The 17,539-nt window shown below is 71.1% G+C and carries 14 protein-coding genes; 11 read left to right on the top strand and 3 right to left on the bottom strand.

From position 1 onward, the window contains the following. Positions 1-67: 67 nt before the first annotated feature. Positions 68-1,390, top strand: a complete 1,323-nt coding sequence (locus tag AC0HI0_RS28525) for a cytochrome P450 (RefSeq protein WP_480926583.1) — start codon at positions 68-70, stop codon at positions 1,388-1,390. A gap of 85 nt (positions 1,391-1,475) precedes the next feature. On the opposite strand, the gene AC0HI0_RS28520 is transcribed toward AC0HI0_RS28525, so the two are convergent. Together AC0HI0_RS28520 and AC0HI0_RS28515 are read right to left on the bottom strand one after the other, a co-directional pair. Further along, complete coding sequence (locus AC0HI0_RS28520; protein WP_480926582.1) at positions 1,476-2,165, bottom strand: DUF305 domain-containing protein; 690 nt, start codon at positions 2,163-2,165, stop codon at positions 1,476-1,478. A gap of 2 nt (positions 2,166-2,167) precedes the next feature. Next, a complete protein-coding gene (locus AC0HI0_RS28515; RefSeq protein ID WP_480926581.1) occupies positions 2,168-2,968 on the bottom strand; it encodes a DUF3105 domain-containing protein in 801 nt (266 codons plus the stop codon). 184 nt (positions 2,969-3,152) lie between these two features. On the opposite strand from AC0HI0_RS28515, the gene argS reads away from it, so the two are divergent. From argS to rho, 6 genes are all read left to right on the top strand, one after another. Next, positions 3,153-4,796 (top strand): arginine--tRNA ligase, encoded by a 1,644-nt coding sequence (gene argS, locus AC0HI0_RS28510; RefSeq protein WP_480926580.1) that lies wholly within the window; start codon positions 3,153-3,155, stop codon positions 4,794-4,796. After that, positions 4,796-6,220, top strand: coding sequence for a diaminopimelate decarboxylase (gene lysA, locus AC0HI0_RS28505; RefSeq protein WP_480926579.1), 1,425 nt, complete (start codon positions 4,796-4,798; stop codon positions 6,218-6,220). The genes argS and lysA overlap by 1 nt, the downstream gene beginning before the upstream one ends. A 1-nt stretch (position 6,221) precedes the next feature. Then, complete coding sequence (locus AC0HI0_RS28500; RefSeq protein WP_480926578.1) at positions 6,222-7,520, top strand: homoserine dehydrogenase; 1,299 nt, start codon at positions 6,222-6,224, stop codon at positions 7,518-7,520. After that, positions 7,517-8,593: a threonine synthase gene (gene thrC / locus AC0HI0_RS28495; RefSeq protein ID WP_480926577.1), complete on the top strand. Its 1,077-nt coding sequence runs from the start codon at positions 7,517-7,519 to the stop codon at positions 8,591-8,593. Before AC0HI0_RS28500 ends, thrC begins: the two co-directional genes overlap by 4 nt. Continuing rightward, complete coding sequence (gene thrB, locus AC0HI0_RS28490) at positions 8,590-9,465, top strand: homoserine kinase (protein ID WP_480926576.1); 876 nt, start codon at positions 8,590-8,592, stop codon at positions 9,463-9,465. The genes thrC and thrB overlap by 4 nt, the downstream gene beginning before the upstream one ends. A 345-nt stretch (positions 9,466-9,810) precedes the next feature. After that, complete coding sequence (rho, locus tag AC0HI0_RS28485) at positions 9,811-11,868, top strand: transcription termination factor Rho (protein WP_480934411.1); 2,058 nt, start codon at positions 9,811-9,813, stop codon at positions 11,866-11,868. An 831-nt stretch (positions 11,869-12,699) separates the two neighbouring features. Here the strand turns inward: rho and AC0HI0_RS28480 are convergent. After that, a complete protein-coding gene (locus AC0HI0_RS28480; RefSeq protein ID WP_480926575.1) occupies positions 12,700-13,158 on the bottom strand; it encodes a hypothetical protein in 459 nt (152 codons plus the stop codon). A 332-nt stretch (positions 13,159-13,490) separates the two neighbouring features. On the opposite strand from AC0HI0_RS28480, the gene rpmE reads away from it, so the two are divergent. The 4 genes from rpmE to lpdA all read left to right on the top strand — a co-directional run bounded on the left by rpmE (position 13,491) and on the right by lpdA (position 17,528). Continuing rightward, on the top strand, positions 13,491-13,706 hold the full coding sequence (gene rpmE, locus AC0HI0_RS28475; RefSeq protein WP_480926574.1) for a 50S ribosomal protein L31: 216 nt from the start codon (positions 13,491-13,493) through the stop codon (positions 13,704-13,706). Between the two features lie 95 nt (positions 13,707-13,801). Continuing rightward, positions 13,802-14,857 carry a peptide chain release factor 1 gene (gene prfA, locus AC0HI0_RS28470; RefSeq protein ID WP_480926573.1) on the top strand — a complete coding sequence of 352 codons (1,056 nt, stop codon included), beginning with the start codon at positions 13,802-13,804 and terminating at the stop codon, positions 14,855-14,857. A 12-nt stretch (positions 14,858-14,869) separates the two neighbouring features. Next, positions 14,870-16,132, top strand: coding sequence for an acyl-CoA thioester hydrolase/BAAT C-terminal domain-containing protein (locus tag AC0HI0_RS28465; RefSeq protein WP_480926572.1), 1,263 nt, complete (start codon positions 14,870-14,872; stop codon positions 16,130-16,132). A gap of 10 nt (positions 16,133-16,142) precedes the next feature. Next, complete coding sequence (gene lpdA, locus AC0HI0_RS28460; protein WP_480926571.1) at positions 16,143-17,528, top strand: dihydrolipoyl dehydrogenase; 1,386 nt, start codon at positions 16,143-16,145, stop codon at positions 17,526-17,528. Positions 17,529-17,539: the final 11 nt, after the last annotated feature.

The raw sequence follows: 17,539 nt of genomic DNA, 5'->3' as shown, positions 1-17,539 counted from the left end.
CTCCCTCCTTCGTCCGAATGCCGCCTAAAGTGGGCCTCCACCACCCGCCTCCCACCGAGGAGTGACAATGTCGGTCCCGGTGGCACCCGGTCGGCTGCCCCTACTTGGTCACACCGTGTCACTACTGCGGCGTCGGGCCGAATTCACCGCCGCACTCCGCGCGCACGGCGAGATCGTGAAAGTCGACCTCGGTCCGGTGCCCACCTATTTCGTGACGAGCCCCCGGCTCACCCACCAGGTCCTGGTCACCGACGGCCCGAGGTTCCGGAAAGGGCTCCTCTTCGAGCGGTTCCGGCCCTACATGGGCAACGGCTTAGCCCTGTCCGACGGGACGTTCCACCGCCGGCAGCGACGGATGATGCAGCCCGCCTTCCACCGCGAGCGCATCGCGCACTACGCCGAGGCGATGGTCCGCGCGGCCACCGACCTCGCCGACACCTGGCAGGCCGGCGTGCCGCGGGTGGTCGAGGACGACATGCAGGCCCTCGCGGTCACCGTGGTCGGCGAGACGCTGTTCTCCACCGAGATCGGGCAGCGGGCCGTCGCCGAGATCCGCCGCTCGGTGTTCGACGTGATCCAGAACGGAGCCGTGCGGGCCCTGTCGCCGGGGTTCGTGTCCAAGCTCCCGATCCCGGTCAACCGCAAGTTCGACCTGGCCATCGAGCGGATGCGGGCCATCGTCCTGGAGGTCGTGGCGAGCTGGCGCGCCGAGGGCGTCGACCACGGCGACCTGCTGTCCACGCTGCTGCTCGCGCACGACGAGGAGTCCGGCGAGGGCATGACCGACCAGCAGGTCTACGACGAGGTGATCACCCTGCTCACGGCGGGCATCGAGACGTCCGCGGTCGCGCTCGGCTGGCTGTTCCACGAACTCGCCGAGCACCCCGAGGTGGAGCGCCGGGTGCACGCCGAGGTGGACGACGTGCTGGCCGGCCGCCCGGTCACGTTCGCCGACCTGCCCCGGCTCGGCTACCTGTACCAGGTCGTCAACGAGGTGCTGCGCAAGTACCCGATCTGGATCCTGATGCGCAAGGCGATCGAGCCCGTCGACCTGGCCGGCACCGTGCTGCCGACCGGCGCCGAGGTCATCGTCAGCCCGCACGTAGTGCACCACGACCCGGCGCACTACCCGGACCCGGAGCGCTTCGACCCCGACCGGTGGACCGGCGAACGGGCCGCCGCGCTGCCCAGGGGCGCGTTCGTGCCGTTCGGCGGCGGCACCCGCCAGTGCATCGGGAACGTGTTCGCGCAGACCGAGATCGTCATCGCGCTGGCCACCGTCGCGGCCCGCTGGCGGCTGGTCCAGGTGCCCGGCACGCGGGCCCGCAGCAAGTTCACCACCGCCGCCTACCCGGTCGACCTGGTGATGACGCCCGTGCCGCGCACCTGACGGCGGACGTCCCCCCGAGCCGACTCCGCGAAGCCTCGTGCCCTCCGGCGATCCGCACCGGGGGGCACGAGTGTGTCCGGGGGCGCTACGGCAGGGGAGCCGCGCCGCGCTCCGCGATCAGCTGCTTCATGTACTCGCCCTCGCTCGACTGCGACTTCAGCATGTTGTCGGCGAGCGTGCGGACCACCGGGACGCCGGCGTGCGTGGCCGCGTACTGGGCCATCGGCGCGCCGCCCTGGTGGTGCCGGAGCATCAGCTGGAGGAAGTACACGTCGAACTCGGTGCCGGACAGCGACCGCAGCCTGGCCAGCTCCTCCGACGTGGCCATGCCCGGCATCAGGCCGGTCTGCCCCTGCTCCTGCCCCGACGACGCGTGGTCGTGCGAGGAGGACTCCATCCACTTCATGTGGGTGCCGTCCGACGACTGCTCGGGCGCTCCCCAGAGGGACAGCCAGCCCTTCATCCGGCCCACCTGCTCCAGCTGCGTCGACTCGATGTCGAAGGCGAGCTGGCGGATGGCCGGGTTCGTCGTCTTGTCCCGCGCGGTGTTCGCCATGGTGATGCCCTGGAGGTGGTGCACCGCCATGTCCTGCGTGAACCCGATGTCCACCGAGTCCCGGCCCGGCGCGCCCGTCGAGTCCGAGCCGGGCAGCTGGATCAGCAGCCCGACCGCCGCGCCGAGCAGCAGCACGGCGACCACCGCCACCGTGACCACGACGGCCCTGGTGGCGGTGGTGCTGCTGCGCGGCTGCTGCCCGGTGTCCTCAGCGGTCAAGATCAGCTGCTCGGCTGGGTGACCGGCGGGGTCCCGCCGGTCTCGCCCTGGTCCTCGGTGCCACCGTCCATCGGGACGGCGTCCGCGCCGGGCTTCTCGGCCACGAACGGCGGCGGGTTGTCCACGTCGAACGTGGTCGAGTCGCAGGCCGCGCCGATCTCCGGGTACGTGTTCTGGTTGCGCCGCAGCGACTGGATGAACTGGTCGATGCGCTCGTCGTCCGCGTTCTCCAGCTTGAGCTGGTGGCCCCACGACTGGAGCGAGATCGGCTTGTCCAGGCCGGGGTACGGCGAGATCATCGTGTACTGCTGGCCTTCGGCCTTCTTCTGGAGCTTGGTGAGCGGCTCACCGGTGATCTGGTCCGGGTTGTACGCGATCCAGACCGCGCCGTGCTCCAGCGCGTGCACCATGTTCTCGGTGCGCACGGCCTTCGGGTACACGATGCCGGTGCAGTTCGCCCACGCACCGTCGTGCGGACCACCGAAGGGCGGTGACTGGTCGTAAGCCACCCGCTGGGTCGGCTGCACGTGCTTGCCGGCCTTGTAGTCCTTCTTGATCACGCCCTGGATCTGGTCCGAGGGGTCCTTGTTGTCCGCGGACGGGTTCCACTTCGCCAGCGCGGCCTCTTGCTCGTTCTTGGCCGAGATCTGCGCGTACGCGTACCCGAACACCGTTCCCGCCAGCGCCAATACGGCGATCACCGCGATGATGGTGCCCCACGGCTTCGGCTTCTTGGCCACCACCGAGGACCGCGCCGCCGCCACGCTGGACCGCGTGGCCTTAGTCTTCTTGCCGCTGGTCATGTCCGCCTCAGGTCAGTCGTCATACGCCCATGCCGCGGGCCAGTGTAGGGAACCGGTGTCTGGTCGTCGTCAACTGCCGGTCACCACGGGTGGCTGTTAACAGTTGCCCAGGTGGCCTACCTCTCACTCCTCGGGACGCGTATCCCGGTCGAGACCAGCGGGAACGCTTCCCTAGACTTAACGGGTGACTCCCGCTGTGCTCGCTGACCTGGTCCGTGCGACGGCCGTGGACGTGTTGTCCACCCGCGGCCTCGACCCCGCCGCCCTGCCCGCGACGGTGACCATCGAGCGACCCCGCAACCCCGAGCACGGCGACTACGCGACCAACCTCGCCCTCCAGGTCGCCAAGAAGCTCGGCGTCGTGCCCCGCGACCTGGCCGGCTGGCTGGCCGAGGCGCTGACCGGCACCGACGCCATCGCCTCGGTCGACGTCGCCGGCCCCGGCTTCCTCAACCTCCGGCTGGCCGCCGACGCGCAGGGCGACATCCTCCGCGACGTGCTGGCCCGGGGCACCGCCTACGGCCACGGCGACCAGCTCGCCGGCGTCAAGATCAACCTGGAGTTCGTCTCGGCGAACCCGACCGGCCCGATCCACCTCGGCGGCACCCGCTGGGCGGCGGTCGGCGACGCGCTCGGCCGGGTGCTCGCGGCCAGTGGCGGCGACGTGACCAGGGAGTACTACTTCAACGACGCGGGCGCGCAGATCGACCGGTTCGTCCGGTCCCTGATCGCCGCCGCGAAGGGCGAGCCCGCCCCCGAGGACGGCTACGCGGGCGGCTACATCAGCGACATCGCCGCCGAGGTGCTCAAGCAGGAGCCCGGCGCGCTGTCCGCCGAGGACGGCCCCGAGGTGTTCCGCCGGATCGGCGTGAACCTCATGTTCGAGGAGATCAAGCAGGACCTGCACGACTTCGGCACCGACTTCGACGTGTACTTCCACGAGAACTCGCTGCACGAGTCCGGCGCCGTGACCAAGGCCATCGACCAGCTCAAGGAGTCCGGCGGCCTGTACTTCGAGGACGGCGCCTGGTGGCTGCGGTCCACCGAGTACGGCGACGACAAGGACCGGGTGGTCATCAAGAGCGACGGCGACCCGGCCTACATCGCGGGCGACATCGCGTACTTCCTGGACAAGCGCGCGCGGGGCTTCGACCTGTGCATCTACATGCTCGGCGCGGACCACCACGGCTACATCGGCCGGCTCAAGGCCGCCGCCGCGGCCGTCGGCGACGACCCGAAGACCGTCGAGGTGCTGATCGGCCAGCTGGTCAACCTGGTCAGCGACGGCAAGCCGGTCCGGATGAGCAAGCGCGCGGGCACCGTGATCACCATGCAGGACCTGGTCGAGGCGGTCGGCGTGGACGCCGCCCGCTACGCCATGACCCGCTCGTCGGCCGACTCGTCCCTGGACATCGACCTCGACCTGCTGCGCAAGCGCAGCAACGACAACCCGGTCTTCTACGTGCAGTACGCGCACGCCCGGCTGTCCTCGGTGCTGCGCAACGCCGCCGACCTGGGCGTCACGCCCGGCGAGGCGTTCGACCTGCTCGACCACGACCGCGAGGGCGACCTCGTCCGCACCGTCGGCGACTTCCCGCGAGTCGTGGCCACGGCCGCCGAGCTGCGCGAGCCGCACCGGGTCGCCCGGTACCTGGAGGAGCTGGCGGGCACCTACCACCGCTTCTACGAAGCCTGCCGGGTGCTGCCGCGCGGGGACGAGGAGACGACCGACTTGCACCGCGCCCGCGTCCAGCTGTGCGCCACGACCCGTCAGGTGTTCGCGAACGGCCTCCAGCTGCTCGGCGTGAGCGCCCCGGAGCGGATGTGATGCGCGCGCACCCCGCCGGGCCCCGGCACGCCGACGTCCTGATCCCCTCCAACACCGCCGGCAACCGACCGTCCACCCCGGACGAACTCGACCACCTGCACCCCACCGTGTGGCCGCGCAACGCCGCCCGCAACGACGCGGGCTCGGTCGAACTGGCCGGCGTCGACGTGCGGGCGCTCGCCGAGCAGTACGGGACCCCGCTGTTCGTCATGGACGAGGGCGACTTCCGGTCCCGCTGCCGCGACCACGCCGAGGCGTTCGGCGACCCGACGCGCGTGCACTACGCGTCCAAGGCGTTCCTGTCCGTCGCGGTGGCCCGGTGGGTCGCCGAAGAGGGGCTGAGCATCGACGTGGCCAGCGGCGGCGAACTCGCCATCGCGCTGCGCGCGGAGTTCCCGCCCGAGCGGATCGCCTTGCACGGCAACAACAAGTCCATCGCCGAACTCACCACCGCGGTCGAGGCGGGCGTGGGTGCCGTGGTGCTCGACTCGTTCCACGAGATCGCCCGCCTGGACCAGATCGCCCGCGACCGCGCGGTGGTGCAGCCGGTGATGATCCGGGTGACGGTCGGCGTCGAGGCGCACACCCACGAGTTCATCGCGACCGCCCACGAGGACCAGAAGTTCGGCTTCTCGCTGTCCTCCGGCGACGCCGCCGAGGCCGCCCGCCGCGTGCTCAAGGCCGAGGGGCTGCGGCTCGTCGGCCTGCACAGCCACATCGGCTCGCAGATCTTCGACGCCAGCGGCTTCGAGGTCGCCGCGCGCCGGGTGATCGGCCTGCTCGCCGAGCTGCGCGACGAGCACGGCGAGGGCGTCCTGGAGCACGTGGCCACCGTCGACCTCGGCGGCGGCCTGGGCATCGCCTACACCCCGGACGACGACCCGCCGCCGCCCGCCGAACTGGCCCGGCAGCTGCACAACATCGTGTCCAAGGAGTCCGAGCACGCCCGCCTGCCCGCGCCGAAGATCGCGGTCGAGCCCGGCCGGGCGATCGTCGGGCCCGGCACGGTCACCGTGTACGAGGTCGGCACCATCAAGGACGTCCAGCTCGACGCCGGCGCGATCCGCCGGTACGTCAGCGTCGACGGCGGCATGAGCGACAACATCCGCACCGCCCTGTACGACGCCGTGTACGACTGCAAGCTGGTGTCCCGCAAGGCGGAGGACGGCGCGAAGGCCGTGCTGTGCCGGGTCGTCGGCAAGCACTGCGAGTCCGGTGACGTGGTCGTGCGGGACTGCTGGCTGCCCGACGACCTCGCGCCCGGCGACCTGATCGCGGTCGCCGCCACCGGCGCCTACTGCTACTCCATGGCCAGCGGCTACAACCGGCTGCCCCGCCCCGCGCTCGCCGCGGTCGCGGACGGCGAGTCCCGGTTGCTGCTGCGCCGGGAGACCGAGGAAGACCTGTTCCGCCTGGAGGTATGACGTGCCTGGCCGTAAACCGATCAAAGTCGCGCTGCTCGGCTGCGGCACGGTCGGCACCGAGGTGGTCCGGCTGCTGACCGACCAGGCGGCGGACCTGACCGCGCGGGTCGGCGCGCCCGTCGAGCTGGCCGGCATCGCGGTGCGCAAGCCGAACAAGCACCGCGAGGTGCCCGCCGAGCTGCTCACCACCGACGTCGACGGGCTGCTCGACTCCGACGCGGACGTCGTGGTCGAGGTCGTGGGCGGGATCGAGCCCGCGCGGACGTGGCTGCTCAAGGCGCTCAAGGCGGGCAAGTCCGTGGTGACCGCCAACAAGGCGCTGCTCGCCGAGCACTCCGGCGAGCTGTTCGAGGCCGCCGACGCGGCCGGTGCCGACCTGTACTTCGAGGCGGCGGTGGCGGGCGCGATCCCGCTGCTGCGCCCGCTGCGCGAGTCCCTGGCCGGCGACCGCATCACCCGGGTGATGGGGATCGTCAACGGGACCACCAACTTCATCCTCTCGGGGATGGACTCCACCGGGGCGAGCTACGCGGAGACCCTGGAGGAGGCCACCCGCCTGGGCTACGCCGAAGCCGACCCGACCGCCGACGTGGACGGGTTCGACGCCGCGTCGAAGGCCGCGATCCTGGCGTCGCTGGCGTTCCACAGCCGGGTGACGGCCGCCGACGTGCACCGCGAGGGCATCGCCGCGGTCAGCGCCGCCGACATCGCCGCCGCCAAGGGCCTGGGCCGCACGGTCAAGCTGCTGGCGATCTGCGAACGGGTCACCGACGACGGCACCGACAGCATCTCGGTCCGCGTGCACCCGGCGATGATCCCCAGGTCGCACCCGCTCGCGGGGGTGAACGGCGCGTTCAACGCGGTGTTCGTGGAAGCCGACGCGGCCGGCGAGATGATGTTCTACGGCAAGGGCGCTGGTGGCGCGCCCACGGCCAGCGCGGTGCTCGGCGACCTGGTCGCGGTGGCCCGCAACAAGGTGGTCAGCGGGCGCGGGCCGCGCGAGTCGGCCTACGCGGGGCTGCCCGTCCGGCCGATGGGCCAGGCGTCCACGAAGTACCACATCAGCCTCGACGTGGCCGACCGGCCAGGTGTGCTGTCGCAGGTCGCGGCGGTGTTCGCGGAGCACGGCGTGAGCATCGCGGCGGTCCGGCAGGAGGGACGGGTGGACGACGCCAGCCTGGTGATCGTCACCCACGCCGCGACCGACGCGGCACTGCGGTCGACCGTGGACAAAATCGGCGGACTGCCCGCGGTTCGGGAAGTGGTCAGCGTGATGCGGGTGGAAGGCGAAGAGTCATGACGATCCAAGCGGGCGTGCGACCGGGGTGGCCCGGCATCATCCACGCCTACGCGGACCGGATCCCGCTCCCCGGGGGAGCGAAGGTCATCACCCTCCACGAGGGCGGCACGCCCCTGGTGGCCTCGGACTACCTGTCCGACGTGACCGGCTGCCAGGTCTACGTCAAGGTCGAGGGCGCGAACCCGACCGGCTCGTTCAAGGACCGCGGCATGACCGTGGCCATGACGCACGCCCTGGCCAGCGGCATCAAGGCGGTCATCTGCGCCTCGACCGGCAACACCTCGGCGTCCGCCGCGGCCTACGCGGCCAAGGCCGGGCTCACCGCCGCCGTGCTGGTGCCGCGCGGCAAGATCGCGCTGGGCAAGCTCGCCCAGGCCGTCTCGCACGGCGCGCGCATCCTCCAGATCGACGGCAACTTCGACGACTGCCTCGAACTGGCCGCCAAGACCTCGGCCGAGTACCCGATCACCCTGGTCAACTCGGTGAACCCGGTCCGGCTGATCGGCCAGAAGACCGCCGCGTGGGAGATCTGCGACGTGCTCGGCCGCGCGCCGGACGTGCACTGCCTGCCGGTCGGCAACGCGGGCAACATCACCGCGTACTGGCGCGGCTACTCCGACTACGCGACCGACGGCGTGGTCACCACGACCCCGCGCATGTTCGGCTTCCAGGCGGCCGGCTCCGCGCCGCTCGTGCTCGGCGAGCCGGTCGCGAACCCGGAGACCATCGCCACCGCGATCCGGGTGGGCAGCCCGGCGTCGTGGACCGGCGCGGTCACCGCGAAGGAGCAGTCCGGCGGCCTGTTCGAGGCGGTCACCGACGAGAAGATCCTGGAGGCGTACCGCCTGCTGGCCAACCGCGAGGGGATCTTCGTCGAGCCCGCCTCGGCGACCAGCGTCGCGGGCCTGCTCGCGACCACCGCCGACGGCCGCCTGCCGAAGGGCTCGGTGGTCGTCTGCACGGTCACCGGCCACGGCCTGAAGGACCCGGACACGGCCCTGCGCGACATGCCCGAGGTCGAGCCGGTCCCGGTCGACCCCGGCGCGGTCGCCACCGCGCTGGAACTGGCATGACCGGCGTCCGCGTCACCGTCCCGGCCTCCACCGCGAACCTCGGCTCCGGCTTCGACGCCCTCGGCATGGCCCTCGGCCTGCACGACGAGGTCGAGTTCGAGACCACCGCCGCCGGCCTCACCATCGAGGTGACCGGCCAGGGGGCCACCACCGTCCCCGAGGACGAGACCCACCTGGTGGTCCGCGCCTTCAAGGCCGCCGCCGCCCACCTCGGCCTCGCCACCCCCGGCCTGCACCTGCGCTGCCGGAACGCGATCCCGCACGCCCGGGGCCTGGGCTCGTCCTCGGCCGCGGCGGTCGCGGGCATCGCCGCCGGATACGCGCTGGCCGGCCACGAGTTGGACACAACCGCGTTGCAACTCGCCGCCGAGTTCGAGGGCCACGCCGACAACGCCGCCGCGGCGATGTTCGGCGGCGTGGCCGTCGCCTGGACGGAGGGTGACCGCTACCGCGCGGTGCGTCTGGACCCGAACCCCGCACTGGCCCCCGTGGTGCTGGTGCCGGACCGGGAGTCGGCCACCCACACGACCCGAGGTCTGCTGCCCGGGACGGTCCCGCACGCCGATGCGGCGTTCGCCGCCGGGAGGTCCGCGCTGGCCGTGCACGCCCTGACCGCCGACCCGGCCTTCCTGCTCCAGGCACTGGACGACCGGCTGCACGAGCCGTACCGGGAATCCGCCTGGCCGGAGACGTACGCGCTGGTCAGGGCGCTTCGGGAAGCCGGAGTGCCGGCCGCCGTCTCCGGTGCCGGCCCGACCGTCCTGGCCCTGCCGGAGGACGGCAAGCTCCCCGAAGACGTCGACGTGAGCGGTTTCACACCGCACCACGTTCCCGTCGACCTGGTGGGAGTGCGCGTTGCGCCACTCGGTTGAGTGAGGCGACGCGCCGGGCCCCGGTTGTTGCACCTGGCCGGACCGGCGTCTACCCTCGGGGCCATCAGTCACCGCGCGCACGGGCGCCGGTGTGGTGCCCGGACATTCGCTCCGGATCGCATTCCTCCAGTGACTTGGCCCTGTGCCGTATGGACGGGGTTGGCGCTGGAAGGCACCCGCTCGCCGTGTGACCGAGAACGTCTCGTGCCGGTGGACTCCGTATCTGTGCGCCTTTTCGCGCGGGCGGAGTCCACCGAGACGCAGGCGAACTGCCTGTCCGCATTCCGTCGGACGGCAGGTCCGCTGGTCCGCGTAGGAGGCGCGGTCCGGTCAGGAAGGACATGTGTGAGCAACACTGATGTGCTGAGCAGCGAAGCTCCTGCTGCTCCCAACGCCGCTGCCAGTTCCGGAGCCGAGGAGAACGCTCTGTCAACCCCTTCGAACGGCAGCGCCCCGCCGCGCAAGCGCGCGGGCCTTTCCGGCATGGTGCTCGCCGAACTTCGTGAACTCGCAGGTCAGCTCGGTATCACCGGCACCGCCGGACTCCGCAAGGGCGACCTCATCGCGGCCATCAAGGAGCGCCAGGGCGGCACCTCCGGTCGGGGCAGTGCCGCGACGCCGCCGAAGGCCGAGAAGAAGGCGGCCCCCGCAGCCGCCGCCGAGAAGCCGGTGGCCGACAAGCCCGCCGCCGCGCCCGCTCCCGTGGTCGAGAAGCCCGTGGAGAAGCCGACGCAGCAGCAGCTCGACGTGACCGACCGCCCCGCGCAGACCGACGACGAGGGCAACCGCCGGGGCAACCGCCGCCGCCGTTCCGCGAACCGCCCGACGGGCAGCCCGGAATCGGCCCAGCCGACCGCCGCCGCGCCCACCACCGAAGCGCCGCCCCAGCAGCAGCCGCAACAGCAGCAGCCGCAGCAGGACCGCGGTGACCAGCGCGAACAGCGCCAGGACCGAGGCGACCGCAACGACCGGGGCGACCGCAACGACCGCGGTGACCGGGGCAACCGCAACCGCGACCGGGACGGTCGTGGCGACCGTGAAGGCCGCGACGGCCGTGGCGACCGCAACCGGGACCGTGACCGGGACCGCGACCGCGGCGGCGACCGCGACCGTGACCGTGACCGGCAGAACGTGCAGAACGTCCAGGACGACGGCGACGACGAGGAAGGCGGCCGCAGGGGCCGTCGCTTCCGCGACCGCCGCCGCCGAGGCGGCCGAGGCGACGGCGCCGGCCCCGGCACCGACACCGAGGTGCGCGACGACGACGTCCTGCTCCCGGTCGCGGGCATCCTCGACGTGCTGGAGAACTACGCGTTCGTCCGCACGTCCGGCTACCTGGCCGGCCCGAACGACGTCTACGTGTCGTTGTCGCTGGTCCGCAAGTACGGCCTGCGCCGGGGCGACGCGCTGATCGGTGCCGTCCGCCAGCCGCGCGAGGGTGAGCAGCAGCGCCAGAAGTTCAACCCGCTGGTCCGCGTGGACAAGATCAACGGGCTGGACCCGGAGGAGTCGAAGAACCGCCCCGACTTCACCAAGCTGACCCCGCTCTACCCGAACGAGCGGCTGCGCCTGGAGACCGAGCCGCACATCCTGACGACCCGCGTCATCGACCTGGTGATGCCGATCGGCAAGGGCCAGCGCGCGCTGATCGTGTCGCCCCCGAAGGCCGGCAAGACGTCCGTTCTGCAGTCGATCGCGAATGCGATCACGAAGAACAACCCGGAGTGCCACCTGATGGTGGTCCTGGTGGACGAGCGGCCCGAAGAGGTCACCGACATGCAGCGGTCGGTGAAGGGCGAGGTCATCGCCTCCACCTTCGACCGCCCGCCGTCGGACCACACGACGATCTCCGAGCTGGCCATCGAACGGGCGAAGCGCCTGGTCGAAATGGGCCACGACGTGGTCGTGCTGCTGGACTCGATCACCCGCCTGGGCCGCGCGTACAACCTGGCGGCCCCGGCCAGCGGCCGAATCCTGTCCGGCGGTGTCGACTCGACGGCGCTCTACCCGCCGAAGCGCTTCCTCGGCGCGGCCCGCAACATCGAGGGCGGCGGCAGCCTGACGGTGATCGCCACGGCCCTGGTCGAAACGGGCTCCGCCGGCGACAGCGTGATCTTCGAGGAGTTCAAGGGCACCGGCAACGCGGAACTCAAGCTGGACCGCAAGATCGCCGACAAGCGAACCTTCCCCGCGGTGGACGTCGACTCGTCCGGCACCCGCAAGGAAGACCTGCTGCTGTCGCCGGACGAGCTGGCGGTCATGCACAAGCTCCGCCGAGTCCTGCACGCCCTGGACAGCCAGCAGGCGATCGACCTCCTGCTGGACCGTCTCCGCAAGAGCCGCACCAACATCGAATTCCTGATGCAGGTGGCGAAGACGACGCCAGGCGCAGACAACGACTGAGCGAAGTCCCCAACGGCCCGCCCGACCCCACGGTCAGGCGGGCCGTTCGCTTTCCACCACCCAACGCGCCCGCAGCCCCCACACCACCCACCCAACACACACGCGCAGGCCCCCACACAACCCAACCTGCGTCGTGTCATCCCCGTGTGGCCTGCGCGCAGCGAACCGCGCTTGAGTAGGGAGTGCAAGCACGCTTTTCGCTTGCACTCCCTACTCAAGGGTGGTTGTCTCAGACCAGGCCACACGGGGATGACACGACGCCCACCGCATTTCGTGTCAATCCTCGGCGGCCAGCCCGTCCGGCGAGGACGCTTTTAACTCTTTTTTCGCCCAGACCTCAAAACCCGCGACGCTCCACAGCCCCAAAACCGCAGGTCAATCCAGCGCGCCCCGCCAAACGAGGCGTCCGCCCTCACTCCAGGCGTGGCCTCCGGCCCCCAACACAATTATCCCACGAGGGACCGACAATCCGCCCCCGCACAAGCCTCTCGCCACCCCGCACAAGCCTCTAGCCACCCCGCACAAGCCTCTAGCCACCCCGCACAAGCCTCTAGCCACCCCGCGCAAGCCGCTAGCCGCCCCCTTGCCGCCCCGCGCCGGCCGCCCTCTCGCCGCCCACCCGCAAGCCGCCCTCTCTCCGCCCACGCACAAGCCGCTGGCCGCCCCCGCCCGACCCCCTGGGCGCAATCTCAGCCGCAATCTCAACTGCGATATAAACGGCGATCGTCCTCAATCGCGATCTCAAGCGCCATCAGTACCCGCACACCCCTCAAAGGCCGTGCAAATCACCAACGCACGCAGCCCCGCGCCCATCACCCGAACGCGCCGTATTCAGCCGCACTCGCCACCGGCAAAGCGTTCGTCCGCCAGAGCAGCTGTCCGCCGCCTCTCCGACACGTACTGACCCACGAGCAGCACCACTACCGGCACCCCCACGACCACCACCGCCACCACAGGCAGCCGAACACCGTCGAGCGCCACCCCCGCACCGAGCAACCCGGCCGGGTACCCCCACCTCAACCACACCCGCTGCCACGCAGCACGCCACGCCACCATCCCGCTCCCCGCCGCCCCCACCGCGACCGACGCCCCGAACAACGGGCTGGACAGCGCGATGTCCCGAGGAGCACCCACGAGCAGTCCCGCAAGCCCCGTCAAGCCCAGCACAGCGCTGCCGAACAGGAACGGCACCGCCAGCCACGTGCTCAACCGCAGCGGGCGTCCGGATATGCACAACACCCGCCAAGTCTCGTGCCCGCCGACCTCTCCGTGCTGCTCTGAGTAGTCCAACGGCTACCTCATGCGCCCAATGGTCGACCCCGAACGTCCAGCGGTCACACCCACCGACTCCCTCCACCGCCCGGCCGCACCCGCTCCCAACCCGCCCCGCCCCAGCCGCACCCCTCCACCACCCCGGCCGTGACCCCCGCCACTCCACCCGCTCCCGCAGCCGCCACAACCCGCCCCACCAGGCACGGGAACATCTCCGGAAGCCGATGCGTTGTCATGCTTGTCGACCGCATCTGGCAGACTGTCAGGTCGAGTCCGGCTCCGGTTCACCTCACCCGTGGTTCCCAGCAACCACCGAGGACCCGGCGGCCACCGAAGAGAGGGACAAGACGTTGAAGACCGGTATTCACCCCGAGTACGTGACGACCGAGGTCACCTGCGGCTGTGGGAACACCTTCGCCACCCGCAGCACCAAGACCTCCGGTTCCATCCACGTCGAGGTCTGCTCGAACTGCCACCCGTTCTACACCGGCAAGCAGAAGATCCTCGACACCGGTGGCCGGGTCGCGCGCTTCGAGGCCCGTTACGGCAAGCGCAAGGGCAAGTAGCTGCACCGACGGCGTCCACCCGGCACTCCCGGGTGGGCGCCGTTGCTGTTTCTCCGCACCACCCGGAGCACCACCCGAGACCGGAGCGCCGAACCGTGACCCTGGAAGCCCTGCTGGCCGAGCACGCCGAGCTGGAAGCCAAGCTCGCCGACCCCTCGGTCCACGCCGACCAGGCAGGCGCGCGCAAACTCGGCAAGCGCTACGCCGAGCTGACCCCGATCGTCCGCACCGCCCGTGAACTCGACGAGGCCCGCAACGACCTCGAAGCCGCGAAGGAACTGGCCGCCGAGGACTCGGGCTTCGCGGCCGAGGTGGACGACCTCACCCAGCGCATCCCGAAGATCGAGGAGAAGCTCACCGAACTCCTCCTCCCGCGCGACCCGCACGACGGCTCCGACGTCGTCCTGGAGATCAAGTCCGGCGAAGGCGGCGAGGAGTCCGCGCTGTTCGCGGGCGACCTGCTGCGCATGTACCTGCGCTACGCCGAGCGCCACGGCTGGAAGGCCGAGGTCCTCGACGGCACCGACTCCGACCTGGGCGGGTTCAAGGACGTCACGGTCGCCATCAAGGCCAAGACCGACACGCCGGACGGCGTGTGGTCGCGGCTGAAGTACGAGGGCGGCGTGCACCGCGTGCAGCGCGTCCCGGTGACCGAGAGCCAGGGCCGCATCCACACCAGCGCGGCCGGCGTCCTGGTCTTCCCGGAGACCGAGGACGTCGAGATCGAGATCGACGAGAACGACCTGCGGGTGGACGTGTTCCGGTCGTCCGGCAAGGGCGGCCAGAGCGTCAACACCACCGACTCGGCGGTCCGCATCACGCACCTGCCGACCGGCATCGTGGTGTCCTGCCAGAACGAGCGCAGCCAGCTCCAGAACAAGGCCCGCGCGATGCAGGTGCTCCAGTCCCGCCTCCAGGTGCTGGCCGAGGAGAAGGCGCAGCAGGAGGCGTCCGACGCCCGCCGCACCCAGATCCGCACGGTCGACCGCTCCGAGCGGGTGCGCACCTACAACTTCCCGGAATCGCGCATCTCCGACCACCGCGTCGGGTACAAAGCGCATAACCTGGACCAGGTCCTGGACGGCGACCTCGACGCGGTGCTCGACGCGCTCGCGGCGGCCGACCGGGCGGAACGGCTCGCCGGCGGGTGACGGGAGGGCGCGATGGCGGAGATCCTGGTGAGTCCCCGGCGCGCCCCTCTGGACCACCCGCTCGACATCCGGATCACCGGCCTGGCACCGGACACCGAGGTCACCGTCCGCGCGTCCACCGCCGACCACGGGTCCGCAGCGGTCTTCCGCTCCGACGAGCGCGGCGTGGTCGACCTGACCAGGCACGCCCCGCTCAACGGCAGCTACCGGGGCGTCGACCAGATGGGCTTGTTCTGGTCGATGACCCCGACCCCCGCCGCTCCTCCCGCCGCCGAACCGGGGCCGACCCGGATCGAGGCCGGGACCGCGCCACCGGTCGAGGTCGAGCGCCTGCGCGTCCCCGACCGGGTGAAACGCACCGAGGTCGACGCCCTCTCCGCGGTCCTGTTCGAACCCGAGCACGACACGCCTCCCGCCGCCGTCATCGTGCTGGGCGGCTCCGAGGGCGGGCGGCACGAACTCGACGCCGCCCTGCTCGCCGGTCACGGCTTCACCACCCTCGCCCTGGCCTACTTCGGTGCCGAGAACGTCCCCGACGACTTGATCCACATCCCCGTCGAGCACGTCGGCAAGGCCCTCGCCCACCTCGGCGACCGACTGGCGCACCGCGCGACGGGCCACGCGACGGACCGTGCGACGGGCCACGCGCCCAGGATCGGGATCGTCGGCGGCTCACGCGGCGGTGAACTGGCGCTGCTCGCCGCCGCCACCTACCCCGAGGTCGCCGCCGTGGTCAGCGTCGTCGGCTCGGGCGTGCTGACCCAGTGCATCGGCCCCGGCACCCGCCTGCTCCAGAAGCTGGACCACGAGGCCGCTTCCTGGACGTGGAAGGGCCGCCCGCTCCCGTACCTGCCGCACTACGTCCCCGAGGAGCTGCGCCGCCGGGTCGTCGAGGGCGAACCTGTCTCCCTCCGGGCCGCGTTCGACCTGTCCGACGGCATCCCGGAGACCGCCGAGATCCCGGTGGAGCGGATCTCCGGCGGTGTGTTGCTCCTCTCATCCGGCCGCGACGGGAGCTGGCCGAGCGCCGAGCTGAGCGAGGTCGCCGAACGCCGGCTGGCGGCCCACCACCACCCCTTCCGGCACGAGCACGTGGTGTACCCGGAGGCAGGACACCTGATCGCCGGCCCGCCGCACCGCCCGGCCACGGCCACCGTGCTGCCCGGGCCGGGCGTCCGGTTCGACCTGGGCGGCACCCCGGCCGCCACGGCCGCCGCCCAGGCGGACGCGTGGCGTCGGACGATCGAGTTCTTGTCCGACCAACTGGGCACCTAATGTGTCGTTCATGAGCGCACACTTTGACGTCGTGGTCCTCGGTGCTGGGCCAGGCGGGTACGTCGCCGCGATCCGCGCGGCCCAGCTCGGGCTGAAGACGGCGGTCATCGAGGAGCGTTACTGGGGCGGGGTCTGCCTGAACGTGGGCTGCATCCCGTCGAAGGCGCTGCTGCGCAACGCCGAACTCGCCCACCTGTTCACCCACGAGCAGAAGACCTACGGCATCCAGGTCGACGGCACGGTGAAGTTCGACTACACCGCCGCCTTCGACCGCAGCCGCAAGGTGGCGGACGGGCGCGTCAAGGGCGTGCACTTCCTGATGAAGAAGAACGGCATCACCGAGTACAACGGTCGGGGGACGTTCGTCGACGCCAACACCATCCAGGTGGGTGATGAGACGGTCACGTTCACCAACGTGATCATCGCCGCCGGCGCGACCACCCGACTGCTGCCCAACACCTCCCTCTCCGAGCGCGTGGTCACCTACGAGGAGCAGATCCTCACCTCCGACCTGCCGGAGAGCATCGTCATCGCGGGCGCGGGCGCGATCGGCGTCGAGTTCGCCTACGTGCTGCACAACTACGGCGTCAAGGTCACGATCGTGGAGTTCCTCGACCGGGTGGTGCCGCTGGAGGACGTGGAGGTGTCCGCCGAACTCGCCAAGCGGTACAAGCGGCTGGGCATCGACGTCCGCACCGGCACCCGCGTCGAGTCGATCGACGACAGCGGCGCGAAGGTGCGCGTCACCGTGTCGAAGGACGGCGAGCAGGAAGTCCTCGAAACCGACAAGGTGTTGCAGGCCATCGGCTTCCAGCCCCGGACGCAGGGGTACGGCCTGGAGAACACCGGCGTCGAGCTGACCGAGCGCGGCGCGATCGCCGTCGACGGCCGGGGCCGCACGAACGTGCCGAACGTCTACGCGATCGGCGACGTCACGGCCAAGCTCATGCTCGCGCACGCCGCCGAGTCCATGGGCGTCATCGCGGCGGAGACCATCGCCGGCGCGGAGACCCAGGAGCTGGATTTCGTGATGATCCCGCGCGCCACCTACTGCCAGCCGCAGATCGCGAGCTTCGGCTACACCGAGGCGCAGGCCCGGGAGAAGGGCTACGACGTCAAGGTCGCGAAGTTCCCGTTCACCGCCAACGGCAAGGCGCACGGCATCGGCGACTCGGCCGGTTTCGTGAAGCTGATCAGCGACGCCGAGTACGGCGAGCTGCTCGGCGGTCACCTGATCGGGCCGGACGTGACCGAGCTGCTGCCCGAGCTGACCCTGGCCCAGCAGTGGGACCTCACCGTGCACGAGGTGGCGCGCAACGTGCACGCCCACCCGACGCTCGGCGAGGCGGTCAAGGAGGCCGTGCACGGCCTGGCCGGGCACATGATCAACTTCTAGGCTCTACGCTC

Source organism: Saccharothrix sp. NBAS 001, assembly GCF_056640475.1.
This window is presented reverse-complemented; position numbering and strand designations above follow the sequence as displayed.

Coding starts and splice junctions, on each gene's coding strand:
- AC0HI0_RS28465 (WP_480926572.1), top strand. CDS start 14,870: ATGGCGGAGATCCTGGTGAGTCCCCGGCGCGCCCCTCTGGACCACCCG.
- thrC (WP_480926577.1), top strand. CDS start 7,517: ATGACGATCCAAGCGGGCGTGCGACCGGGGTGGCCCGGCATCATCCAC.
- lysA (WP_480926579.1), top strand. CDS start 4,796: ATGCGCGCGCACCCCGCCGGGCCCCGGCACGCCGACGTCCTGATCCCC.
- AC0HI0_RS28515 (WP_480926581.1), bottom strand. CDS start 2,968: ATGACCAGCGGCAAGAAGACTAAGGCCACGCGGTCCAGCGTGGCGGCG.
- AC0HI0_RS28525 (WP_480926583.1), top strand. CDS start 68: ATGTCGGTCCCGGTGGCACCCGGTCGGCTGCCCCTACTTGGTCACACC.
- thrB (WP_480926576.1), top strand. CDS start 8,590: ATGACCGGCGTCCGCGTCACCGTCCCGGCCTCCACCGCGAACCTCGGC.
- lpdA (WP_480926571.1), top strand. CDS start 16,143: ATGAGCGCACACTTTGACGTCGTGGTCCTCGGTGCTGGGCCAGGCGGG.